The sequence below is a fragment of the Flavobacterium sp. genome, assembly GCF_036759525.1.
Classification (GTDB): domain Bacteria; phylum Bacteroidota; class Bacteroidia; order Flavobacteriales; family Flavobacteriaceae; genus Flavobacterium.
Window position 1 is genome coordinate 97,451 of sequence record NZ_DAIOUN010000002.1, and the last position, 25,837, is coordinate 123,287.

Here is a 25,837-nt window from a genome sequence, read left to right on the forward strand (position 1 = left end):
TAGAATCTGTTTTAGGGAAACCCTACCTCATTATGAAACGAAAATACAACTATTTTCTGTTACTAGCTCTACATTTTTTCATCTTGTCAGTACAAGGTCAAAATGTTTCATTGTTTGAACAATTCAATGGTAGGTATGATTTTACTTTTGTGGGCAATACTTTAAATCCTCAAGAAAATACTTTTCAAATTTTTCCAAATATCCTAACACAATCGCAAGCCAATATTTCTTTAAATTCTGACGATACTTTATTAAAAGCCTATCTTTATTGGGCAGGTTCGGGAGATGGTGATTTTGAAGTATTTTTAAATGATACCGAATTTGTTGCCGAACGTTCATTTAGTTTAATTCGAGATATCAATGGGGTTTTGTTTACCTATTTTAGTGCATTTTGTGATATAACAGACTATGTTAATCAAAATGGTAATGGCGAATACATTTTTTCGGGATTGGATAATACTTCGTTTTTACCGCTTCATTTCCAAAGACGAACCAATTTTGCCGGTTGGGCCATCATTTTGGTTTATTCCAATCCGGATTTACCGCTCAATCAAATCAATCTTTACGATGGTTTGCAAGCTGTACCTGAAAGCTTAGAAATTACTCTAAGTTCATTGAATGTAATTGATAACCAAGATGCCAAAATAGGTTTTTTAGCATGGGAAGGCGATGTGGGAATTGCTGTAAACGAAACCCTTCGTATTAACGGCACTATTTTGAGCAATCCCCCACTTAACCCGGCCAATAATGCGTTTAATGGAACGAATAGTGTAACAGGTTCCAGTTCTACATACAATATGGACTTGGATATTTATACCATTCAAGACAATATTCAACCGGGAGATACTTCGGCAGAGATTACGCTCACATCAGATCAAGATTTTGTAATGATAAATGCTGTAGTTACTAAACTAAACAGTCAGATTCCAGACGCTACAGTAGTCATAAATCAATGGGAGCAAAAATGTGACTCCCGCTTGATTGAAGTTAGTTATACAGTTTTTAATGTTAATGCTACCAATCCCCTTCCAGCTCAAACTCCCATTGCTTTTTATGCCAATGGGCAATTGATAGCTACAAATCAAACCCAACAAATTATACCCATTGGTGGAAGTGAATCCGGTACCGTAGTTTTAAATATACCCAACACAATAGATTCCGATTTTGAATTAATTGTTAGCGTTGATGATATAGGCAACGGAACCGGAATTGTAATGGAAATTAATGAAAACAACAATACAGATTCAGCCAATCTGAGTTTGTGGGTATCTCCTATTTTGGAAACCAACAGGTATTTTGAAACTTGCAATTTGGGTTTTGGTAAGGGTAATTTTGATTTAAATGAAATCGCTTTGACTCTATTAACAACAACTACGGATATTCTCACTTTTCATTACACAGAAGCTGAAGCATTAAGTGGCGAGAATCCAATTTCTCATACAGGACTTTTTGAAGTTCAAAACCAAATTACACTTTATGTAAAAGTTCAGAACATACATTGTGAAACCCTCATTTCCATAATCTTGCGAGTTAAAAACTGTCCGCCTATAGTCTACAACTGGATATCTGCCAACAATGATGGGTATAACGATAGTTTTTACATCTCCGGATTACGGGATGTTTTCTTAAATTTCAGTATTTCCATATACAATAGATGGGGAATAAAAGTATGGACCGGAAACCAACAAACCGAAAATTGGAAAGGTGAAGTTATTCATTTTAGAAGTTGGTCTGGTGCTACAGCCCCAGACGGCACTTATTTTTACGTATTAGATTTAAACGATCCCGATTACCCCAACCCGTTTACGGGCTTTTTATACCTTACCCGATAAATTTACACTTCCATCTTAGGTAAATACCAATGGTAACGCACAGCTAATAACCGTATTGAAATAATGACTAATGTAGTCATAACATAAATCAAATCATTATCCAGATTGAAAAATTTCAAAGTAAAAAAGACTAAACCTCCAACAATACACACCGTGGCATAAATTTCTCTTCTAAAAATTATTGGAATTTCATTACACAATATATCTCGAATTACACCACCAAAACATGCTGTCATTGTACCCAAAGCAATACAAATTACAGGATGTAAACCACTATTGATTCCTTTTTCAAGACCAATTAGAGTAAATACTCCTAATCCGATAGTATCAAACAAGAAAAGTGATTTCCGCAACTTATCCAATTGAGTTCTCAAAAGAACTGCTATGGCAAAACCCAACACAATAGTATAAACTACGTTCAAATCTGTCATCCACCCCACCGGAGTTCTTCCAATTAATACATCACGCAATGTACCACCACCCACAGCCGTTACAAAAGCTATGATAAAGACTCCAAATAAATCGAGTTTTTTATGAAATGCTGTTAATACACCCGAAATGGCAAAAGCCAGAGTTCCAATGCCATCTAAAGCATAAAAAAGAGTCGAAGTTTCAAAGGTCAAATTCATTACATAGATTGGGTGTAAAAGTTGTAATCTTTAAGAACCGTGTTGATAAAATCAGTATCATTACCGGAAATATTCTTGATTCCCGTTACTTGTTCAATTTTTTGACGAAGTTTTATCAAAGTAGCAAAATCTCTTTTGGCAACAGCATTCTGGTAAGTTTCTTTGATAATACGGGCATCATTATCAGACAATTTGATTACTAAGGGATAGGTAGGAACATAAGCCTGATCCAAATCCATTAAAATAGTATGGTTTATTGAAATATTATTTTTCAAACTGATTACCGCAGTTCCGGCCGTTATATCACCCAATCGTTGGGTTTTTTCACTTACAACAAGAGTTATTAATCCTATAACACCCCAACTGAGATTGACATCTATTATTCGAAATAACCATCGAATAATATAATCGCCAAAACTAGCTTGATAGCCATCTATTTTTACCACTTTAATTTTCAATATTTTTTTTCCTAGGGTTTGACCTTCCATTAAACTTTCTTGAATCAAAGAATAAAAAATAACCGGCAAAAACAGAACAATTACAATTGCGGCAAAAGACCATGTATCCAAATTTTCCATGTACTTTGTTAATCCTAAGGACTTAAAGAATATGCCCCAAACAACAGTTGCGTAAGCCAATTTGACTAACAAATCCAATAAATAAGCAAGCATTCTGTCTGATACAGAGGCTGCTGTAAAATTTATATTCACATTTTGGGTTGTAGTTATAGATAATTCTGACATATTTTATATTTTAGCAATCCATGAGAGAAATTGCATTTATAAAGCAAAATAAAGAAAAATGGCTTGAGTTTGAACAAGCAATTTTTGGTAAAGCTAAGAAAAATCCTGATGAAATGGCAAGTTTGTATATACATCTTGTCAACGATTTATCTTATGCTCAAACGTATTATCCTAAAAGTAAAACGGTTGTATACCTCAATTATCTAGCTTCTCAAATCTATCAAAAAATATACAAAACCAAACGAACAGAGCGAAATCGAATCGTTTATTTCTTTGCCGAAGAAGTGCCACTATTGGTTTATGAATACCGTAGATATGTGACTTATGCCTTTGTTTTATTTTTTATCTTAACCGGAATTGGAGCTCTATCTGCTCATTACGATTTGAATTTTGTCCGATTGATAATGGGAGACGCCTATGTAAATATGACATTAGAGAATATTTCTAAACAAGATCCGGTAGCAGTTTACAAAAGCGGTAGTAATTGGGGTGGCTTTATTGCTATAACAATGAACAACCTATACGTGGGTGCTCAATGTTTTATATGGGGACTCTTTTTAGGCATAGGTACTTTTTATATTTTTCTTCGAAATTGCATCATGCTGGGATCTTTTCAATATTTCTTTTACCAACAAGGTGTTTTTTGGGAAAGTGTTCAGGGAATCTGGATTCATGGCTCTATGGAAATTTTTGCCATAGTTATAGAAACTGCAGCCGGATTTATCTTGGGTGCATCCATCTTATTTCCTAAAACCTACTCTCGCTTTAATTCCTTTAAAATTGGATTTAAAACCGGACTCAAAATATTTTTGAGTACCATCCCCTTTACCATTGCTGCCGGTTTTTTAGAAGGTTTTGTAACCCGTTATTCTAAAGAAATGCCCAATTGGCTCAATGTAACTATCATATTAGGCACATTAAGTTGTATTGCTTTTTATTATCTTATTTACCCAAGATTTATTAACTCAAAATTAAGTTCTAGCTTAAAAACCACTTAAAATTATGCTTACACTCTATAAAAAAAGAACATTAGGTGAATTGATTAGTGATACGTTTTTGTTTTTCAGAACAAACGGGACTCATTTTTTACGCCATTATTTTATTATAAATGGTGGTTTTTTACTTGTTTTGTTGGGGTTGTCATACTTTGTATTCAAAGTTTATTTTGAAATTATGTTTTCTAATATTGGGGGTAATTCTACAAATTATATGGAGCACTATTTTGAAAATAATTTACCTCTGGTTATAGGTGTCGTATTGTTTTTTATTATCCTAACCCTATTTGTTTCATTACTAAGCTACTGTTATCCTATTTTGTATTTCAAACTTTACATAGAAAAAAAAGGAATTAACTTTACAACAAAAGATATTTTGATTGCCTTAAAAGGAAACTTTGCAAAAATTAGTCGCTTTTTTGTAGCTTTAATTGTTTTTGGATTAACAATTGGGCTTCTTTTTCTGGGGTTGTGTATTTTACTCATGATTTCCATCATTGGAATTCCCATATTGGTCATTGTATTACCGGCTTTTATGGCTTGGATTCAACTTTCGTTCTATATTTATTTAAACACTTCAACTTCTACAGTAGAGGCATTTCGATTGGGATTTGAATATACCAAAAATAAGTTTTGGCCCATAGTGGGTTCAACTATTGTCATGTATTTAATAGTACAAGCTGTAACTACCCTTTTTTCGCTTATTCCCTACATTATTGGAGTATTTAATTTGTTTACGAGTATAGAAAATGGAGATGCACCCAATGGAGATACTTTCTCTTTGTTTACTATAATAATGGTAATTGTCATGTGTATCAGTATTTTAATTAGTTACATAATGAATAACTTATTGGTAGTGAATAGTGGGATAGTGTATTATACTATTCAAGAAGAAATTGAAGGGAATTCAACTTTAAACGATATTGATTTAATTGGATCTCAAAGTGAATAAATTAGTACTCTTTCTTTTTCTACTCGTGAGTTCTGTAATCAGTGCTCAGGATATTGATTTTGAATCATCAGGTAATCAGAATTTAATATCCTCCGATACACTATGGCTTTATGAAGAAAAAGTTTTTGAAGAAAATTTCCAATCCAAATACAATCAAAATGATTTCATTTATGAAACCCAAGTAGCCGAAAAAGGGTTTTGGGATAGATTTAAAGAATCGATGGCTTCCTTTTTTAGAAAAATCCTTCGCATGACAGATGAAAATGCTTCAATGGATTTGGTAGATTTTCTTTTAAAATCTTTAGCTGTTCTTCTTATAATCTATGTTATTTACTTGATTGTCAAAACTATAATGAATGAAGAAGGTAGCTGGATTTTTGGAAAATCTTCGGATAAGAAAATCATAAGTTATGAGGAAATTGAACTGAATATTCACACTGTTGATTTTGAAAAACTCATTCAAGACGCATTAAAATCAAACGAAAAAAGAGTGTGTATTAGATATTATCACTTATGGTTGTTAAAGAAAATGGCCGATAAAAACATCATTGAATGGGATGCCGAAAAAACCAATTCTGAGTACAGCTACGAAATTCAAGACCCAAAACTAAAAGAAAAATTCAGTTATGCTTCCTATTTGTATGACTACATTTGGTATGGCGAATTTGATTTGAATGATGAAGCATTTTCTAAAGTTAAATCCACTTTTGAAAAAACAATCCAATCTATCTAAATGAATAAAAGTCTTAAAATATATATTTTTATTTTGGTTTTACTGTTTGCTGTAATCACATGGGTAGATAGTAACAGACCGAAACCTATTGATTGGACAGAAAATTTTGAATCTTACAGTAAAACACCTTTTGGACTTTTTATTTTTAATCAAGAAAAAGAGGCTCTTTTTAAAGACTCAATTTATACGTTAAATGAAAGTCCGTTTGAATTTTTTGATGCCCATTACAACTACGAAGACGAAGATGAAGGTTATTCTATTTCTGGGAATTTCATGGCAATAGATGAAAACTACACTATAGATCCAACTTCAAGTAATGAGATTTTAACCTTTGTAGACCAAGGAAATACCGCTTTCTTAAGTATGAAAACATTCCCTAAGTATTTAAAAGATTCATTGCGGTTTGATTTGCAAAATATCTATTTTCAAGATAACATCTCGATGAATATTAAGGGGAAATCAAACTCTTTCCAGGAATATACCTTTAGTACCGGAGCCCATGGCTATGCTTTTGTATCTTACGATACTCTAAATACGCAAGTACTGGGTAATCTAAAATTGGAAAACACTTTGTATCCCAATTTTATCCAAATAAATTACGGCAAAGGTCAGGTCTTGCTGCACTTACAACCAGTAGCTTTTACCAATTATTATCTTCTGAAGAAAAACAATTACTCCTATACCGAATCGGTTTTATCTTATATACCCAAAGGAAATTTATATTGGTACCCTAATAAAAGATTAAACTCCGGAATTTCAAACTCTCCTCTTCGATTCATTCTAAATCAACCCGGTTTGAGATGGGCTTGGTATCTTTTTCTTATAAGTATGTTGTTTTTTATGATTTTTAGAGCCAAAAGAACCCAACGAATAATACCCATTTTGAAACCGCTTCCCAATACTACGGTAGAATTTATTAAAACCATTGGAAATTTATACTATCAAGAAGGAAATCACAACACGATGATGGAAAAAAAGAGTATCTTTTTTCTTGAAAAAATTAGACAAGAATACGGATTGGATACTCAGAAATTGGATACCGATTTTTGCCAAAAACTTCATAATAAAACCGGCAAAGATCTCGAACTTATTGAAAAAGCTATACATTTAATCAAAAAACATAGACAAACCCAGAATAACTCGGAAGCTGACTTGATCGAGTTGAACTCTGTTATTGAAAAAATTATTGAACCCACAAAAAAATAACCCATCATGGAAGAACATACAAATAACAACCCCTCTGAGGAATCTGTAAATTTTGAAAATCGTTTGGATTTAGCACCGCTACAAGAAACGTTAACCCTTTTAAAAAATGAATTAAACGCCGTAATTGTTGGCCAGCATAAAATGATAGACCAATTGTTGGTAGCGTTATTGGCAAACGGACACGTCTTGTTAGAAGGTGTTCCCGGTGTAGCCAAAACCATAACTGCAAAATTATTAGCAAAAACCATGAACATCGGGTTTAGCAGAATTCAATTTACTCCAGATTTAATGCCCTCAGATATATTGGGAACTTCAATATTTGACTTGAAAAAATCGGAATTTGAATTTAAAAAAGGACCCATTTTCTCGAACTTAATTTTAATTGATGAAATAAACAGAGCTCCTGCCAAAACCCAAGCTGCATTATTTGAAGTTATGGAAGAACGTCAAATTACAATGGATGGGGTTACCTACACTTTACAAAGTCCATTTTTGGTAGTTGCTACGCAAAATCCAATAGAGCAAGAAGGAACCTATCGTTTACCAGAAGCACAACTGGATCGTTTTTTGTTCAAAATTAGTATAGACTATCCCAAGCTCAACGACGAAGTAATTATTTTACAAAAAGAACACGCCTTACTTTCGGGAACCAAATTAGATTTGGTCCATTCTCAATTAGATGCACAATCCATCACCAAATACCAAGAATTGGTGAAACAAATTCGAGTTGAGCCACATCTTATTGAATATATAGCTAAATTGGTAGTAAGCACAAGAGAAAACGGATTTTTATACCTTGGGGCTTCTCCAAGGGCGTCAATTGCTATACTTAATGCTTCAAAAGGGTTTGCGGCTCTTAATGGTAGAGATTTTGTAACTCCAGAAGATATCAAGGAAGCTGCCATTCCGGTATTGCAACATCGGGTAATTGTTACTCCAGAGCGAGAAATGGAAGGTGTAAGCTCTGTTGAAATCATCAAACAAATTATTGATTCTGTTGAAATTCCTCGCTAAAAAAAGTATATTTTGAAAAAAGTATTAAAAAATTTATATCTAAAAAACAGACTTTTCAATGCATTGGGAGTAAACATTACACTCTTTGTATTGAGCTTCTTTTTTCCTTTTTTGTATACACCGGCATGGTATTTTTTGATACTGATTCTTACTTTTCTAGCTTTTGATATACTCCTATTGTTTCAAACCCAACAAGGAATTTCGGCTACCCGAATTTGTCCTGAAAAATTGTCTAATGGAGATGAAAATCAAATTACTTTAACAATCCAAAATTTTTATACTTTTTCCATTTACCTTAAGGTAATTGATGAAATTCCATTTCAATTTCAGGTTCGTGATTTTCAAATTCCTCTTAAGCTAAAAGCTTCAACCGTAAAAGATATTGCCTATCATCTCAGACCGGTAAGTAGAGGTGAATACCAATTTGGAGCTCTAAATATCTATGCTTCTTCTCCATTTCAGTTGGTTTCCAGACGATTTGTTTTTGCCAAAGATCAAACAGTACCCACCTATCCTTCTTACATTCAATTGCGAAAATATGATTTGATGGCCTTTTCAAATCATCTCTTTCAATACGGCGTAAAAAAAATTAGAAAAATTGGGCATACCCTAGAATTTGAACAAATAAAAGAATATGTTCAAGGTGATGATATGCGTACCTTAAACTGGAAGGCTACTGCAAAAAAAAACAGTCTAATGGTAAATCAATTCCAAGATGAAAAATCCCAATCGGTATACATGATTATTGATAAAGGTAGAGTAATGAAAATGCCGTTCAATAAATTAAGTCTATTAGATTATGCCATAAACGCTTCACTGGTTTTGTCTAATGTGATATTGAAAAAACACGACAAAGCCGGAATGTTTACTTTTTCAAAAAAAGTAGAAAATCGAGTTGCCGCCGAAAAAAGATCATCGCAAATGCAATTGATTATGGAAAATTTGTACAACATCAAAACCGATTTTTATGAAAGTGATTACAGCAGGTTGTATGTTGATATCAAAAAAAACATAACGCACAGAAGTTTAGTAATGTTGTATACCAATTTTGAAACTTTAGATAGTTTACACCGTCAACTTCCCTATTTAAAAGCAATTGCCAAAAGTCATCTGTTGGTGGTTGTTTTTTTTCAAAATACCGAATTAGACCAATTAATCGAACAAAAATCTGAAACTGTACAAGAAGTTTACGATAAAATCATAGCTGAAAAATTTGCTTTTGAAAAAAGGTTAATTGTAAACGAACTCAAAAAATACGGTATTTTTTCTGTTTTAACTCAGCCGGAAAATTTAACCTTGGATACAATTAATAAATACCTTGAAATAAAGTCTCGCGGAATTTTATAATACGCCATCTACTTTAACATTTTCTTTCGATTTAATTGAGGGTTTTATTATACTTTTAGCATTTAATCAACTAAAAGTTATATGAAAAACAAACTACTCTACCTTCTATTACTTGTAAATAGCCTGGTTTATAGTCAGGAGTATTTTCCCAAAAACGATGGAGTATTTACTACATTCAAAAATCCTGTTGCCTTAATAAATGCAACCATTTATGTATCGTCTACACAAAAATTGGAAAAAGCAACACTACTTATTTATAAAGACAAAATAGTAGAAATTGGAACTAATGTGACCCTTCCTAAAGGAGCACAAATACTAGATGCCAAAGGAAAAACCATTTATCCCTCGTTTATAGATTTGTACAGTGAATTTGGTATTCAAAAGCCTCAAGCCAATCGAACTTCCGGAGGAGCTCCTCAATACGATTCGGCTAGAGAAGGATACTATTGGAACGATCATATCAAAGCCGATTACAATGCTTTTGACAACTTAAATTACGATTCAAAAACAGCAGGTGGTCTTAGAGAAATAGGTTTTGGAACCCTTTTAAGTCATCAAAACGATGGAATTGTTGCGGGAACCGGAGTTCTTTGGACACTAAATGATACAGAAAAAAATAGTGTACGGGTTTTAAACCCAAAAATTTCCCAACATTTTACATTTCGAAGAAGTAGTAACAGTAGACAGTCTTATCCTTCTTCTCTAATGGGAAGTATGGCCTTAATTCGTCAAGTTTATCATGATGCGGCATGGTACAGTCAGGGAAGTTCAAAAACCTTGGATGTAACGCTTGAACATTTTAACCAAAACAAAAATTTAATCCAAATCTTTAATGCCGGAGATAAATTAAATATTCTTCGTGCAGCAAAGCTAGGCAAAGAAATGGGTGTAAATTACCTCATCAAAGGAAGTGGAAACGAATTTGAAAGAATTGAAGAAATCAAAAAAACCGGGGCCACTCTCATTATCCCTATTCAATTTCCGGATGCCTATGATGTATCAAATCCCTTTTTGGCCTATCAGGTAAGTGTAAGTGATATGAAATTTTGGAATCAAGCTCCATTCAACCTAAAAATCTTAGCCGAACAAAAAATTCCTTTTGTAATTACAGCATCCGACTTAAAAAATCCAAAAGATTTTCTTTCCAACTTACGTAAAGCAGTTCAATATGGGTTACCCAAAGAGACCGCATTAGCTGCGTTAACCGAAAATCCGGCCAAATTATTAAACCAGAGTAAACAGTTAGGTACGCTTCAAAAAGGGATGTTGGCCAATTTTATTGTAACCAATGGCGATTTGTTTGAAACCAAAACCCAAATTCAAGAAAATTGGGTTCAAGGTACACGCTACAGTATAGAAAAAATCGATGCTCCAGATATTCGCGGTACTTATGAAGTTTCGCTTAATAATCAAAAATGGGAATTAAAAATTGAAGGTGAACTTTCTAAATTGGAAGGAAAAACTACTGTGGATAGTTTAAATTTGGATACAAAAATTCAATTTTCAGATCCTTGGATTACGCTTTTAATTAAAGAGAAAGATACTGCCAAAAATAGTTTTTCCCGACTTACCGGAACTTTTTCAGGTGATAAATTTAGTGGGATTGCCTCTTTCTCTGATGGCAAACAAGTAGATTGGACAGCAACACGAACCCAAACATTTACTCCAAAAGCAGCAAACCAAAAGTCTAGTAAAATTCCGGATATGTATCCTCTAACCTATCCAAATGCACCCTTTGGTTTTACAGAAAAACCAAAGCAAGAAACGCTTTTGTTTAAAAATGCAACCGTTTGGACTGGAGAAAAAGACGGTATTCTCAAAGAAACCGATGTACTAATTCAAAATGGAAAAATTATTCAAATTGGAAAAAACATTACAGTAAAAGAAGCTAAAGTAATAGATGCTACCGGCAAACATTTAACAGCTGGTATTATTGATGAACATTCTCATATAGCCATCTCTAGTGGCGTAAATGAAGGAGGTCAAAATTCTTCTGCAGAAGTAACCATTGAAGATGTTGTTAATTCGGAAGATATCAATATTTATAGAAATTTATCGGGTGGTGTAACATCGGCAAATTTGTTACATGGGTCGGCAAATCCAATTGGTGGTAGAGCCGCTTTTATCAAACTCAAATGGGGGTTCTCACCTGATGAAATGTTGGTTAAAAGTGCTCCCAAATACATCAAGTTTGCCCTTGGAGAAAATGTTAAACAATCCAACTGGGGCGATATGTCTCGCAACAGATTTCCACAATCGAGAATGGGTGTAGAACAAGTTTACGAAGACTACTTCACAAGAGCACTGGCTTACCAACAAGAATGGAAAGAATATGAAGCTTCTAAAAGTAAAACCAAAATCAAACCAAGATTTGATATTGAAATGGAAGTTCTCGTAGAAATTTTAAATAAAAAAAGATTTATTACCTGTCATTCTTACGTTCAATCTGAAATCAATATGTTGATGAAATTGGCAGATAGATACAACTTTAAAATTCAAACATTTACCCACATTTTAGAAGGTTATAAATTGGCCGACAAAATGGCATCGCATGGCGTAGGAGGTTCTACTTTCTCTGATTGGTGGGGATATAAATTTGAAGTTAAAGATGCTATTCCGTACAATGCGGCCTTAATGAATGGTGAAGGTGTTGTTGTGTCAATCAATTCGGATGATGCAGAAATGTCCCGAAGACTCAATCAAGAAGCTGCAAAAACTGTGAAATATGGAGGTGTTGATGAAGAAACCGCTTGGAACTTCGTTACCTTACATCCGGCAAAACTTCTTCAAGTTGACGATCGTGTGGGAAGTATCAAAATAGGAAAAGATGCCGATGTTGTTTTATGGAGTGAAAGTCCATTATCTATTTATTCCAAAGTAGAAAAAACGGTAGTTGACGGAATCGTTTTTTACGATTTAGAAAAAGAACAAACTCTAACCGAAACGATTCAAAAAGAGCGAATGGAGTTAATACAACTACTTCTTGAAACCAAAAATCAAGGAATGAAAACCCAAACGCCCAAAAGAAAAGAAGTGAAGCATTACCACTGCGATACTTTAGAAGAATTTTAATTGAAATTAAATCATGAAAAAAATAACAATATACCTTAGTTTTCTTTGCAGTACATTTACAGCAATAGCTCAGCAAACTCCGGCTCCAGAACAAACTCAGACCATCCTAATTATGGGAGGCACAGCCCATTTGGGTAACGGTACTGTTGTAGAAAATAGTTTAATCTCTATCAAAGATGGTAAAATTGCTTCTATTTCTGATGGAACATTTGCAAAACCAGCCAAACACGATATAGTGATAGATGCTTACGGAAAACATATATATCCGGGCTTTATTGCTCCCAATGCAACGCTTGGATTGGTTGAAGTTGATGCCGTACGGGCATCGGATGATGTGAGAGAAATTGGCGAAATGAATCCTCATATTCGAAGTATAATAGCTTATAATTCTGAGTCTTTGATTACAGAAACAGCTCGACCAAATGGTGTGCTGTTAGCTCAAATAACACCAAGAGGAGGACGCATTTCCGGGACTTCATCTGTGGTTCAGTTGGATGCATGGAATTGGGAAGATGCCGCTATTAAAACCGATGACGGAATTCATTTGAATTGGCCCAGAAGTTATTCTCGTGGAGGATGGTGGGCCGAACCCGGTAGTATTGAAGCCAATAAAAATTACGATAACCAATTGAAAGATATTCAAGACTTTTTTGATAATTCAAAAGCTTATCATTCAAATAAACCCAAATTAAAGGATATTCCGTTGGAAGCTATGAAAGGATTGCTAGAGGGTACTAAAACCTTATATATCCATGCAGACGGAGAAAAAGAAATCAGAGATGCTCTACTCTTTAAAACCAAAAACAATATTACCAAAATGACCATTATTGGAGGATATTATGCTTACAAAGTAGCCGATTTACTTAAAAGTAATGGTGTTTCGGTTTTGTTGAAAAGAGTTCATGCTTTACCTCTTTTAGAGGATGAAGATGTTAATTTACCCTATAAAAATGCTAAAATGTTGGTAGAAGCCGGTGTGCTCACTGCTCTTCAAAACGAAGGCGAAATGGAAAGAATGCAAGTACGAAACTTACCATTTTATGCCGGTACGTGTGCAGCTTGGGGTCTTGATAAAGAAATAGCTTTGCAATTGATTACTTTAAATGCAGCCAAAATATTGGGTATTGATGCCTTATACGGTTCTTTGGAAGCCGGTAAAAGTGCAACTTTATTTATCTCGGAAGGTGATGCATTAGATATGAAAACCAACAACTTAGTTGCTGCTTTTATAGATGGAAGAATTATAAGTTTGGGCAACCGCCAAAACGAATTGTATGAGCGTTACAAAGGCAAGTACAAATTGGCTAAAAAAAATAAAAAATAAACCCCAATACTAAGCACTCTTTTAAGAGTGCTTTTTTTTGAACTAAAAATCGGCAATTTGATGAAAAATAATTTAACTTCGCCCCAAAGTGTTCTATTTTGAAACAAATTACATCTATACAAAACCCGATCATCAAATCACTTTTACAACTCCAAGAGAAATCAAAAGTAAGAAAACAAACCGGTACATTTCTTATTGAGGGAAAAAGAGAAATTGAATTAGCTCATAAAGGTAACTATGAAATTGAAACCTATTTTATAGTTCGGGATTTCTTTACTCAAACTGAATTAAACCAATTTCCCAAAGAAAAGTGTATAGAAATTACTCGTGAGATTTATCAAAAGTTGGCCTACAGAGATACAACAGAAGGTATAATTGCGGTAACAAAATCAAAAACACATGCCTTGTCTGAAATAAAACTCAGTGCCAATCCGTTGTTGCTTATTGCAGAGAGTATAGAAAAACCGGGGAATCTTGGTGCAATACTTCGAACAGCAGATGCAGCGAATATTGATGCAATACTTATTGCCGATCCGAAAACCGATTTATACAATCCCAATATAATCCGGTCGAGTGTTGGTTGCTTGTTTACCAATCAAATTGCAATAGGCAGTAGTGAAGAAATAATTGATTTTCTCAAATTAAAGCATATAGCAATCTATGCTGCCACACTTCAAAACTCAAATCCCTATCACGTAGAAGATTATACCAAACCAACTGCACTTGTTGTGGGAACAGAAGCTACAGGACTTAGCAAAATTTGGAGAACAGAAAGTACCCAAAATATAATTATACCTATGCAAGGTGAAATAGATTCTATGAATGTTTCTGTGGCTGCAGCCATCCTTCTTTTTGAAGCAAAAAGACAAAGGGGTTTTAACAAATCAATTTAAAAATAGATATTTCAGACGAATTGCAATCCCATTTGCAAATTAATTATTTTTACCCTACTTTTAGTAGGTTATTCTATTGCTATGACTGAAATTGAAATTGAACAAGAAAATAAGGCTATTGCCCAAGAATATAAAGAGCTTCTCCGTATTAGTTACCAAACTCTTTCGGCCGAAGACAAAAAGATTATTCGTAAAGCTTTTGATGTTGCCGTTGAAGCCCATAAAGACCAAAGAAGAAAATCGGGAGAAGCCTATATTTTCCATCCTATTGCTGTAGCCAAAATTGTGGCTTCCGAAATTGGATTGGGTGCAACAGCTATTGCAGCTGCTTTAATGCACGATGTTGTTGAAGATTCGCCTATTACTGTAGCCGATTTGGAAAAAATGTTCAATCCGAAAATTGCACAACTCGTAGACGGATTGACCAAAATTGCCAAAGTGAAAACAGATCAGGAAATTTCTATGCAAGCTGAAAATTTCCGAAAAATGTTATTGACTTTGAATGATGATGTGCGTGTAATATTAATCAAATTGGCCGACCGTTTGCACAATATGCAAACCATGGAATCAATGGCAGATTACAAACAAGCTAAAATTGCTTCTGAAACCCTTTACATATATGCTCCTCTAGCTCACAGACTCGGATTGTATAACATTAAGACGAAGTTAGAAGATTTAGGATTAAAATACACAGAGCCGGATGTTTATGCTGACATTGTGAGCAAAATGAAAGAAAGCAAAGAGGAACAAGAAGCTTATATTAATTCTATATCCCAAATCCTTCAAAAGTCTTTAGACGAAGAAGGCATTGAATATACCATAAAAGGCAGACCCAAATCTATTTATTCCATTCGTCGAAAAATGCTGGCACAAGGCGTAAGTTTTGACGAAGTGTATGACAAATTTGCTCTACGCATTGTATACAAATCCAAACCACATGACGAAAAATTCATTGCCTGGAAAATCTACTCCATTGTAACCGATCACTATAGACCCAGCCCTAGTAGATTAAGAGATTGGATTTCATCACCCAAAACAACCGGATATGAAGCCCTTCACATAACTGTTATGGGGCCAAAAGGACGTTGGGTTGAAATTCAGGTTCGAAGTGAACGCATGGATGAAATTGCAGAAAAAGGATATGCTGCTCATTACAAATACAAACAAGGTATTACAGAGGAAAACACTTTAGATACTTGGTTAAATCTTTTAAAAGAAGCATTGGAAAACTCAACTACCAATGCCGTAGATTTTGTAGAAGACTTCAAATTAAATTTATATTCCAAAGAAATCTATGTTTTTACCCCAAAAGGAGAAATCAAATCTTTGCCCAAAGGAGCAACTTCGCTTGATTTTGCTTTTAGTATTCACTCCGAAATTGGAGTTCGCACCCGCGGAACTAGAGTAAATGGTAAATTAGTTCCATTGAATCATGTATTAAATAGCGGAGACCAAATTGAAGTAATAACCTCACCTAATCAAAAGCCCAACTCCCATTGGCTAGATTATGTTACGACATCAAGAGCCAAAAATAAAATTAAAAATGTTTTAAACGAGGATACCAAAAAAATTGCCGAAGATGGTAAAGAATTATTAAACCGAAAATTACGCCATTTAAAAATTACCTTAAATGAAACAACAGTTAATGAACTCGTAAACTATTTTAAATTAAAAACCAGCTTAGACTTATTTTACAGAGTGGGAATTGGAACGATCGATAACCAACAACTCAAAGATTATGCCTCTCAAAAAAGCAACACTTTAATCAATTTTTTTAAAAAAATAAAACGTTCGCCCTCTGTGGCTCCGGAACAAATTCAAAAAAATGAAATCAGTAAAAATTTTGACATGCTGGTTTTTGGGTCAGAACAAGACAAGTTGGATTACAAACTTTCCAGTTGTTGTAATCCCATTCCGGGTGATGAAGTTTTTGGTTTCTTAACTATAAATGATGGTATTAAAGTACATCGAAAAGATTGTCCAAACGCCATTAGTTTACAATCCAATTATGCCTATCGAATCATACAAGCAAAATGGATAGACTCTTCTCAAGAAGATTTTAAAGCCATTTTAAAAATTACCGGAATGGACACACTTGGGCTTACCAATGAACTTACAAGAGTAATTTCCAACCAAATGCATGTTAACATTCAAAGCATTTCATTAAGTGGAGAAGCCGGAATTTTTAATGGACAAGTTACAGTTGTTGTTCAAAATAACACCATTTTAAAACGACTTATAGAAAATATTAAAAAAATAGACGGAATTGACAAAGTGGTTCGTGTGAATAATTAACTCGCCAATTTATGTTAATAAACTCACAGCAAAAAAATGGGCATTAGATATAAAAACATAAAAATAATGTATCTTTGCAGATATCATGAATCCAATGGAAAATAACAAAAATCAAGACATTGTAAAAAATGTTTTTACCAAATTTTTGGAAGAAAAAGGACATCGTAAAACTCCGGAAAGATATGCTATTCTCCAAGAAATATACGATAGTTTAGAGCATTTTGATATTGAATCACTTTACATCAAAATGAAAAATAAAAACTACAGAGTAAGTAGAGCTACTTTGTACAATACAATAGAATTACTCTTGGAATGTGGATTGGTGAGAAGACATCAATTTGGTCAAAATCAAGCTCATTATGAAAAATCATACTTTGATAAACAGCATGATCATATTATAATGACCGATACCGGAGAGGTAATCGAATTTTGCGATCCAAGAATCCAACAAATTAAAAAGACCATAGAGGAAATCTTCAATATAGACATACACAACCATTCACTTTACCTCTACGGAAGCAAAAAAAGCACCTCAAAAGAATAACAAATAACTACTTAAATAACTACAATAACACAAACTAAAATGACTGTTGATTTACTGTTAGGCCTACAATGGGGCGATGAAGGAAAAGGAAAAATCGTAGATGTACTTACTTCAAAATACGATATAATTGCCCGGTTTCAAGGAGGTCCTAATGCTGGACATACATTAGAATTTGACGGAATCAAACATGTTCTCAGAACTATTCCATCGGGTATTTTTCATCCCAATGCCCAAAATATCATAGGTAACGGAGTTGTGATTGATCCGGTTGTATTTCAAAAAGAACTGGAAGGATTAGAAAAGTTCCAAATGGATGTCAAATCCAAATTGTTGATTTCAAGAAAAGCCCATCTTATTCTTCCCACGCATCGTCTTTTGGATGCTGCTTCAGAGGCTTCAAAAGGTAAAGCAAAAATTGGTTCAACTTTAAAAGGAATTGGCCCTACTTACATGGATAAAACCGGAAGAAATGGTCTTCGAGTGGGCGATGTTGAACAACCTGATTTTATAGAAAAATATAGAGCTCTAGCTGAAAAACACGAAGCAATGATACAGTTTTACGATGTAGATTTGCAGTACAATCTAGGCGAAATGGAAGAAGAATTTTTTAAAGCGATAGACGTTTTAAAAACTCTAACATTCATTGATAGTGAAGAACATTTAAACACAGCACTAAAACAAGGCAAAACAATCCTGTGCGAAGGAGCTCAAGGGTCTTTACTTGATATTGATTTTGGAACCTATCCCTTTGTTACTTCCTCAAATACAACAGCAGCCGGTGCTTGTACCGGTTTGGGTATAGCTCCCAATAGAGTAAAAGATGTTTTTGGAATTTTCAAAGCCTATACTACACGTGTAGGAAGCGGACCTTTTCCCACCGAGCTTTTTGATGAAACCGGTCAAGCTATGGCTCGCATTGGAAACGAATTTGGTTCTGTTACAGGTCGTGCCAGACGTTGCGGATGGTTGGACTTAGTAGCTTTAAAATATGCAATCCAAGTAAACGGGGTAACCGAGTTGTACATGATGAAAGGCGATGTGCTTTCGGGGTTTGAAACCTTAAAAATTTGTACCGCATATCAATACAACGGCGAAATTATATCACATTTCCCCTATTCTATAGACAATGAAACTTTGAGCCCTATTTACACCGAATTCAAAGGATGGCAAGCTGATTTAACAGGAATGACCAGCTATGACGAACTTCCTATGGAGCTCAAAGAATACATTCATTTTATTGAAAAAGAAGTAGAGGTACCCATTCGAATTGTATCTGTTGGCCCCGATAGAACACAAACTATTCTAAAACCTTAAATAAAAAAATCCCATCAATTGATGGGATTTTTCACCTTATAACTAACTCAATTTAGGATTGTACCAAAGTTTTTAGATAAGCTACAACTTCTGTTGCTCTTGAGTTTTCAGCATGATTTAATACAGAAAAACCACGTGAATCTGTTTCCTTTGGATTGGCTCCTTTGGAAATTAAAAACTTAACAATATCTAATTGATTGTATCGGGCAGCATACATCAATGGCGTTAATCCATTTGTTTTTTCGTGTATATCTGCACCATATTCGATAAATTTCTTTACCAAATCTAATTCGCCTTTACTGATGGCCACACACAAGGGCGTTCCGTAATATTTTGCATAAACATTTGTCTCATGATTTGAGTTACTGTTTGAATTTGTAGCTACCGAAGGAGTAACAATTCCTAATAGAGCTATTCCCAAATAAAAAATTGATTTTTTCATACTGTTCGTTTTTTGATTGATTGATTGATTGATTGATTGATTGATGATTTTAGAATCGATTCTAAAGTAATAGACGACCTGAACAGCTATTTGTTACAGCCTCAAGATATTATAACAATTTTTTAACAAAACAAAAAAACCACGCTAGTTGCGTGGCCATTTATTTAGTACTTCTAAAATTTAGTTTTGGGCTAAAAACTCCAATACCTTCGTTTCTATTCGATGATTTATATCTGAGATGTCTGCTTTTTCAAATTTTTCCCCAATTATATTTTCATACAATTCAATATAACGATCAGAAACCGATTCAATATAAGAATCGGACATTTCAGGAATACTTTGACCCTCTTTTCCTTGAAAACCATTTTCTATCAACCATCTACGAACAAATTCTTTAGATAATTGTTTTTGCTCAATCCCTTGCTCTTGCCTTTCTTGATATCCTTCTTTATAAAAATAGCGAGAAGAATCGGGAGTATGAATTTCATCAATTAATACAATTTTACCTTCTTTAGTTTTACCAAACTCGTATTTAGTATCAACTAGTATCAAACCTCTTTGAGCTGCAATTTCAGTTCCTCTTTGGAACAATAAACGAGTATAGTTTTCCAATTGAATATAATCTGATTCAGATACTATACCGTTACTTAAAATCTCCTCTCTTGAAATATCAGCATCATGAGAACCATTTGGAGCTTTAGTAGTAGGTGTAATTATTGGTTCGGGCAATTTATCATTCTCTTTAAGTCCTTCTATCAATGTAACGCCACATAAAATTCGTTTTCCTTGAGCATACTCTCTTGCAGCGTGTCCGGATAAATAACCTCGAATAACCATTTCTACTTTAAAAGGTTCGCATAAATACCCAATGGCAACATTGGGATCGGGTGAAGCTATGAGCCAATTTGGGACAATATCAGAGGTCAAATGCATGAATCTGGTTGCAATCTGATTTAAAATTTGGCCTTTATACGGTATTCCTCTAGGCATGACAACATCAAAAGCAGAGAGTCTATCTGTTGCAACCATAACCAAGAGTTCGTCATTAATTGTATAGACTTCTCTTACTTTTCCTCGGTAAACCGATTTCTGTCCGGGAAAGTGAAAATTTGTTGAAGTTAGTGTATTCATGAGTTGTGTTGTTGAGAAGTGCAAAAGTAAAAATTATAACTCACTTTTTATTCATAGTTTTATAAAAATAAAAAAGGACAGCTATTGCTGTCCTCTACACATAAAACCTATTGGATTTTAAAACATAATGTTATAGGTAGCCCCAATACCAATTGTTTGAATATCGGTACTGTTTTCGGCAAAAGTGTGCTGGTAATACCCATAAATATTCCATTTTTTATTATGGTAACCAATTTGGGGATTTACATAAAAACCACCTGAATTTTGATCTACATTTGTCAAAAATGCATATCCCAAATCAGACCCAATAAACAAACCTTCTTGTTTAAAATAATAACGTGCAAAACCCCCAACCGGAATAATTCCAAAATCATCTGCTCCATCTTTACCCAAAAAATGAGTATATCCAGAAGCAATACCAATTCCAAAATGGGGATTAACCAAATATTGACCTCTTAAATCTAAACCAATAGTAAACGAAGAGAAATCGGCAGCATCACCAATAGGGATACCGGCATTGATTCCGGCTTTAAACCATGAATTTTGAGGAGTAATGTCTAATTCTTGCCCATTAGAAATAGTAGCAATTAAAAAGCTGAATACTAAAATTACTTTTTTCATTTGTTTACGATTTGAAGTTAATAAATATCTTCCGGCAAAAAACATGCCAAATCTGTAAGAAAAAATTTAATCGTGATTTTCAATACTCTTATAGGCATCAATGATTTTCTTAACCAGACGATGTCTTACAATATCCTTATCATCTAAATACAAAATACCTACACCCTCAACATCTTTTAGAATAAGCAAAGCTTCTTTGAGTCCAGAAATGGTACGTCTGGGTAAATCTACTTGTCCGGGATCGCCTGTAATGATAAATTTGGCATTTTTGCCCATACGCGTAAGAAACATTTTCATTTGCGAATGGGTTGTATTTTGTGCTTCATCCAGAATTACAAAGGCATTGTCAAGTGTTCGCCCTCTCATAAAAGCCAATGGAGCTATTTGAATAATTCCTTTTAAGATATAATCCTCCAAAGTTTGAGGAGGAAGCATATCTCGTAAAGCATCATATAAAGGTTGCATATACGGATCTAATTTTTCCTTCATGTCACCGGGAAGAAATCCTAAATTTTCACCGGCCTCTACGGCTGGCCTAGTTAAAATAATTCGCTTTACTTGTTTCTCTTTCAAAGCTTTAACGGCTAAAGCAACGCCTGTGTAGGTTTTACCGGTTCCGGCTGGACCTACAGCAAATACCATATCATTTTTATGAATCAAATCCACCATCTTTTGCTGATTGGGGGTCATCGCTTTTATCAACTTCCCTCCTATGCCATGAACCAAAATTTTATCATGGTCCGGCATTTGTTGTTCTTCTTGAGAATTGCTTTGAATTACCCTATCAATTACGTTGGTATCAATATTATTGTAACGTGTGAAATGAAGCATCAATCTGTTAAATCGATTTTCAAATTCATCTAATACTTCCTTCTCGCCGTAGGCCTTGAGTGTAGTTCCTCTGGCCACTATTTTTAACTTTGGATAGTATTTTTTAATTGTTTCAAGATGTGTATCTTGAGCACCCCAAAACTCTTTTGGAGCAATGTCATGAAGTTCAATTATTCTTTCGTTCAAAAGCAGAAGTATTAAAATTAAAAAATAGGTTTTTAATTATTAGATTTGCATCTCTCAAATTTAAGTAAAAATGTCGTAGTCATTACGAATAGTTATAAACAAAAAGATGTCAATAATTACATTAACTACCGATTACGGGTTGAAAGATCACTTTGTTGGAGCTTTGAAAGGAAAGCTTCTTTCTGAGTTTCCGGAAGCGAATATTATTGATATTTCACACGACATCGACCCTTTTAATACAGCTCAAGCAAGCTACATAATTCAAGCAGCCTACAGCAGTTTTCCCAAAGGCACTGTACACATCATTGGGGTTGATTCTGAAAGAACCATTGAAAATGAACATATTGCCATGCAATGGAATGACCATTATTTTATTTGTGCAGATAATGGTATTTTAAGCATGTTGGTTCAACGTTTTGTTCCACAAAAAATAGTGGCAATTAACATACATGACAGATTGCCTGAAGATGCGACAGATTTGGATGTTTTTAAAACTGTGGCATGTCATTTGGCAAAAGGAGGTAATTTAAATGTAATTGGAAAGGAAATTTCGGCTTTAAAAGCCATTACCGATTTGCAACCTATTGTTTCAAAAGACGGAAACACAATCAAAGGGAATATTATTTACATTGACCATTTTGGGAATGTTGTAGTAAATATTAGTAAAAAACAATTTTTAGAATTAGGAAAAGGCAGGCCTTATGAGATTGATTTAAAGCCAAAACCCCTGAAAACTATTTTACCCAATTATTCCTCTGTAGCTTTATCAGATAAATTTCCCTTAAAATATTTTGAAGGTGAAAAATTGGCTATATTTAACGAAGCCGGTTTTCTGGAAATTGCTTTATTTAGAAGTAATCCTCATACGGTGGGAAGTGCATCTAGCTTATTGGGTTTAGGTTACAGAGATGTTATTACCATTAATTTTAAAGAATCCTAATGATTGTACGTATTGTAAAATTAAGATTTCAACCGGAACGTATTTCCGATTTTTTAAAAAACTTTGAAGAAATCAAAGAAAAAATACGAAATGCTCCGGGAAACCGTTTATTGGAATTGTATCAAGACATTGAAAATCCCGAACTTTTTTTTACCTACAGTTATTGGGAATCTGAACAAGACTTAGAAAATTATCGAAATTCAGAGCTTTTTCACTCCATTTGGCAGGAAACCAAAGTTTTTTTTAATGCCAAACCGGAAGCTTGGAGTGTAAATAAATTGGTAGCATTACCTTGATAGATTATCAAAAATGCATTTTACATATAAAATTAACTTAGCACTATGAAGGCATTACTTTTTAGAGAAATAAAAACATTTTTTGGTTCACCTATAGGTTATTTGGTTATAGCCCTATTTTTGATTTTAAATGGTCTCTTTCTCTGGATTTTTGAAGGCGATTTTAATGTTTTAAACAGTGGTTACGCCGATTTGAGTCCGTTTTTCCTTTTGGCCCCTTGGATACTTCTTTTTTTAATTCCAGCCATTACCATGAGAAGTTTTTCGGACGAAAAAAAACAAGGAACTCTTGAACTCTTACTCACCAAACCGCTAAACGAAGTTCAAATTGTTATGGGTAAATTTGGTGGTGCCTTTGTTTTAATATTCTTAGCTCTTTTGCCTACTCTACTTTATGTTTATGTAATTTCTAAATATGGATTTCCGGAAGGTAGTTTTGATAGTGGAAGTACAATGGGTTCTTACATAGGTTTGTTGTTTTTGATTACAGCATACACTTCAATTGGTATTTTTTGTTCCATTTTTACAGAAAACCAAATAGTTGCTTTTATAAGCTCTGTTTTTATTTGTTTCATATTTTATTTTGGTTTTGAAGGTATTGCCCCCATGTTTGGTGCGTTATATGAAACTATTTTAGCCCTTGGAATGGATTACCATTACAAAAGTATTAGCCGTGGCGTTTTGGATACCCGTGATTTAATATATTTTGTCAGTGTGTCCGTGTTTTTTATTTCTCTTACCGTTATCAAATTAAAAACTCACAGAAACTAATGAAAAACCGTATCTCAAAACCAATTTTTTCTGTATTTATTATACTTACTATCCTTGTATTGCTTAATGTACTTGGTAGTTTTTTTTACAAACGATTTGATTTAACCCACGATAAAAGATATACTTTATCCCAATCGACTATTGAATTGATTCAAAGTATAGACGAACCGGTATTTATAGATATCTTTTTGGACGGAAATTTTCCGCCGGAGTTTAAACGCCTTCAAAATGAAACCAGACAGCTCGTTGAGGAATTTAAAGCCTACAATTCCAATTTGATAGTCCAATTTACCAATCCACTAGAAGATGAAAGTCAAGCAGAACAATACCGTGCTGAGTTAATCAAACTTGGCTTTACGCCTACCAACATAAACAGCACCAAAAAAGGAAAAAAAGAATTGATTCAGATTTTTCCTTGGGCTATTGCCAATAGAGGTGAAAAATCGGTACGAGTTCCTCTTTTGGTCAACAATTTTGGAAATTCGCCATCAGAAAACATCAATAAATCGGTTCAACTTCTAGAGTTTACATTTGCCGATGCGTTAACCAAGTTAAATCCAAAAACCAAAAAGAAAATTGCAGTTCTTACCGGCAAAGGAGAATTACAGCCTAAATATATGGCCGATTATTTAATGGAATTGAAAGAGTACTATCAATTGGGTGAATTTAATTTAGATTCACTTCAAGACAATCCTTCCAAAGTTATAGCTAACTTAAAACGATTTGATGCCCTTATTATTCCCAAACCAACAGAGCCCTTTACTGATTCTGAAAAATATATTGTAGATCAATATATTATGAATGGTGGTAAAAGCCTTTGGTTAATGGATAAAGTTGTCATGGATATTGATTCTCTTCAAAACCAAGAAAATGCTACAATTGCATACCCTAGAGATTTAAATCTTGACGATTTACTATTTAAATACGGAATCCGCGTAAACCCCTCACTTGTCCAAGATTTACTTTCTACTCCTATCACGGCACAATCTCAACAAGGCGATGTTCCGATAGATTGGTTGTATTCGCCAATTGTAAAATCTAAAGACAATCATCCTGTAAACAAAAACATCAATTTGGTAAAATTGGAATTTGCCAATACCCTTGACACATTAAAAAACGGAATTCAAAAAACCGTGCTCCTAGAAAGTTCATCCCAATCTAAAGCCGTTGGTAGCCCTTTAGAAATTAATTTGTATGATTTTATGGAAGAATTGGATGAGAATGCTTTCACTAACGGAAATCAAATTTTAGGTGTTTTATTAGAAGGTAAATTTACGTCTGGATTTAAAAACAGAATAACTCCTTTCAAATACACCGAAAACAAAGAGGAAAGTGTGGATAATAAAATGATTTTTATAGCGGATGGAGATATATTGAACTATACTTATGTAAACAAAAAACCGCTCAATAATGGTATAGATCCTTGGACTCAGCAAATTTATGGCAATAGAGAATTTTTAATAAATGCAATGAACTTTCTGCTAGATGATAGTGGACTTATTAACATTAGAAACAAGGATATAACCCTACCCTTGTTGAATAAAGAAAAAGTAGCGTCAGATTATTCAACAATTCAAATCCTAACTATCGGCATACCATTAGTATTACTCATTCTGTTTGGAATAGGTTTTCATTTCATGAGAAAGAAACTTTACGCTAAGTAGATGTTAATAAATTACTTTTTTTCTTTGGATTGTTCCGATTATATTTGTGGGATATTAAATAA

General features: G+C 33.9%; 23 protein-coding genes. 17 read left to right on the forward strand and 6 right to left on the reverse strand.

Features of this window, described 5'->3' with window-relative positions; translation table 11 throughout:
* The first annotated feature begins 32 nt into the window (after positions 1-32).
* A complete protein-coding gene (locus tag V7M80_RS02240; RefSeq protein WP_333693736.1) occupies positions 33-1,832 on the forward strand; it encodes a gliding motility-associated C-terminal domain-containing protein in 1,800 nt (599 codons plus the stop codon).
* A gap of 2 nt (positions 1,833-1,834) precedes the next feature.
* On the opposite strand, the gene V7M80_RS02245 is transcribed toward V7M80_RS02240, so the two are convergent.
* Both V7M80_RS02245 and V7M80_RS02250 read right to left on the reverse strand, forming a co-directional pair.
* The gene (locus tag V7M80_RS02245; RefSeq protein ID WP_333693737.1) at positions 1,835-2,461 is read right to left on the reverse strand and encodes a trimeric intracellular cation channel family protein; all 627 of its coding nucleotides are present in this window, start codon (positions 2,459-2,461) and stop codon (positions 1,835-1,837) included.
* The gene (locus V7M80_RS02250) at positions 2,461-3,204 is read right to left on the reverse strand and encodes an RDD family protein (RefSeq protein WP_333693738.1); all 744 of its coding nucleotides are present in this window, start codon (positions 3,202-3,204) and stop codon (positions 2,461-2,463) included. Before V7M80_RS02250 ends, V7M80_RS02245 begins: the two co-directional genes overlap by 1 nt.
* A gap of 20 nt (positions 3,205-3,224) precedes the next feature.
* On the opposite strand from V7M80_RS02250, the gene V7M80_RS02255 reads away from it, so the two are divergent.
* The 12 genes from V7M80_RS02255 (at position 3,225) to V7M80_RS02310 (ending at position 18,893) form a co-directional block, all read left to right on the forward strand.
* The gene (locus tag V7M80_RS02255; RefSeq protein ID WP_333693739.1) at positions 3,225-4,202 is read left to right on the forward strand and encodes a stage II sporulation protein M; all 978 of its coding nucleotides are present in this window, start codon (positions 3,225-3,227) and stop codon (positions 4,200-4,202) included.
* Positions 4,203-4,206: 4 nt separating this feature from the next.
* Complete coding sequence (locus V7M80_RS02260) at positions 4,207-5,151, forward strand: hypothetical protein (protein ID WP_333693740.1); 945 nt, start codon at positions 4,207-4,209, stop codon at positions 5,149-5,151.
* On the forward strand, positions 5,144-5,884 hold the full coding sequence (locus V7M80_RS02265) for a DUF4129 domain-containing protein (protein WP_333693741.1): 741 nt from the start codon (positions 5,144-5,146) through the stop codon (positions 5,882-5,884). The genes V7M80_RS02260 and V7M80_RS02265 overlap by 8 nt, the downstream gene beginning before the upstream one ends.
* The gene (locus tag V7M80_RS02270) at positions 5,885-7,090 is read left to right on the forward strand and encodes a DUF4350 domain-containing protein (RefSeq protein ID WP_333693742.1); all 1,206 of its coding nucleotides are present in this window, start codon (positions 5,885-5,887) and stop codon (positions 7,088-7,090) included.
* A 6-nt stretch (positions 7,091-7,096) separates the two neighbouring features.
* A complete protein-coding gene (locus V7M80_RS02275) occupies positions 7,097-8,104 on the forward strand; it encodes an AAA family ATPase (RefSeq protein WP_333693743.1) in 1,008 nt (335 codons plus the stop codon).
* A gap of 12 nt (positions 8,105-8,116) precedes the next feature.
* On the forward strand, positions 8,117-9,451 hold the full coding sequence (locus tag V7M80_RS02280) for a DUF58 domain-containing protein (protein ID WP_333693744.1): 1,335 nt from the start codon (positions 8,117-8,119) through the stop codon (positions 9,449-9,451).
* An 81-nt stretch (positions 9,452-9,532) separates the two neighbouring features.
* Positions 9,533-12,523, forward strand: coding sequence for an amidohydrolase family protein (locus tag V7M80_RS02285; RefSeq protein WP_333693745.1), 2,991 nt, complete (start codon positions 9,533-9,535; stop codon positions 12,521-12,523).
* A 13-nt stretch (positions 12,524-12,536) separates the two neighbouring features.
* Complete coding sequence (locus V7M80_RS02290) at positions 12,537-13,847, forward strand: amidohydrolase family protein (RefSeq protein ID WP_333693746.1); 1,311 nt, start codon at positions 12,537-12,539, stop codon at positions 13,845-13,847.
* 98 nt (positions 13,848-13,945) lie between these two features.
* Complete coding sequence (locus V7M80_RS02295; RefSeq protein WP_333693747.1) at positions 13,946-14,740, forward strand: TrmH family RNA methyltransferase; 795 nt, start codon at positions 13,946-13,948, stop codon at positions 14,738-14,740.
* An 81-nt stretch (positions 14,741-14,821) separates the two neighbouring features.
* The gene (locus V7M80_RS02300; protein ID WP_333693748.1) at positions 14,822-17,035 is read left to right on the forward strand and encodes a RelA/SpoT family protein; all 2,214 of its coding nucleotides are present in this window, start codon (positions 14,822-14,824) and stop codon (positions 17,033-17,035) included.
* Between the two features lie 94 nt (positions 17,036-17,129).
* Positions 17,130-17,579, forward strand: a complete 450-nt coding sequence (locus tag V7M80_RS02305) for a Fur family transcriptional regulator (protein WP_333693749.1) — start codon at positions 17,130-17,132, stop codon at positions 17,577-17,579.
* A gap of 39 nt (positions 17,580-17,618) precedes the next feature.
* On the forward strand, positions 17,619-18,893 hold the full coding sequence (locus V7M80_RS02310) for an adenylosuccinate synthase (protein ID WP_333693750.1): 1,275 nt from the start codon (positions 17,619-17,621) through the stop codon (positions 18,891-18,893).
* Between the two features lie 52 nt (positions 18,894-18,945).
* On the opposite strand, the gene V7M80_RS02315 is transcribed toward V7M80_RS02310, so the two are convergent.
* The 4 genes from V7M80_RS02315 to V7M80_RS02330 all read right to left on the reverse strand — a co-directional run bounded on the left by V7M80_RS02315 (position 18,946) and on the right by V7M80_RS02330 (position 22,104).
* Positions 18,946-19,335, reverse strand: a complete 390-nt coding sequence (locus V7M80_RS02315) for an ankyrin repeat domain-containing protein (RefSeq protein ID WP_333693751.1) — start codon at positions 19,333-19,335, stop codon at positions 18,946-18,948.
* A gap of 180 nt (positions 19,336-19,515) precedes the next feature.
* Complete coding sequence (locus tag V7M80_RS02320) at positions 19,516-20,466, reverse strand: phosphoribosylaminoimidazolesuccinocarboxamide synthase (protein WP_333693752.1); 951 nt, start codon at positions 20,464-20,466, stop codon at positions 19,516-19,518.
* Positions 20,467-20,583: 117 nt separating this feature from the next.
* On the reverse strand, positions 20,584-21,087 hold the full coding sequence (locus V7M80_RS02325) for a hypothetical protein (protein WP_333693753.1): 504 nt from the start codon (positions 21,085-21,087) through the stop codon (positions 20,584-20,586).
* A gap of 66 nt (positions 21,088-21,153) precedes the next feature.
* Positions 21,154-22,104 carry a PhoH family protein gene (locus tag V7M80_RS02330; protein ID WP_333693754.1) on the reverse strand — a complete coding sequence of 317 codons (951 nt, stop codon included), beginning with the start codon at positions 22,102-22,104 and terminating at the stop codon, positions 21,154-21,156.
* A 106-nt stretch (positions 22,105-22,210) separates the two neighbouring features.
* Here V7M80_RS02330 and V7M80_RS02335 point away from each other — a divergent pair, with 106 nt between their 5' ends.
* Genes V7M80_RS02335 through gldG form a run of 4 tightly spaced genes read left to right on the forward strand, consistent with a single transcriptional unit; the run spans position 22,211 to position 25,775 of the window.
* Positions 22,211-23,044 (forward strand): SAM hydrolase/SAM-dependent halogenase family protein, encoded by an 834-nt coding sequence (locus V7M80_RS02335; protein WP_333693755.1) that lies wholly within the window; start codon positions 22,211-22,213, stop codon positions 23,042-23,044.
* Positions 23,044-23,340, forward strand: coding sequence for a putative quinol monooxygenase (locus V7M80_RS02340; protein WP_333693756.1), 297 nt, complete (start codon positions 23,044-23,046; stop codon positions 23,338-23,340). The genes V7M80_RS02335 and V7M80_RS02340 overlap by 1 nt, the downstream gene beginning before the upstream one ends.
* Before the next feature lie 45 nt (positions 23,341-23,385).
* Positions 23,386-24,111 (forward strand): gliding motility-associated ABC transporter permease subunit GldF, encoded by a 726-nt coding sequence (gldF, locus tag V7M80_RS02345; RefSeq protein ID WP_333693757.1) that lies wholly within the window; start codon positions 23,386-23,388, stop codon positions 24,109-24,111.
* Entirely contained in the window at positions 24,111-25,775 is a 1,665-nt protein-coding gene (gene gldG, locus V7M80_RS02350; RefSeq protein WP_333693758.1) for a gliding motility-associated ABC transporter substrate-binding protein GldG, read from the forward strand. Before gldF ends, gldG begins: the two co-directional genes overlap by 1 nt.
* Positions 25,776-25,837: the final 62 nt, after the last annotated feature.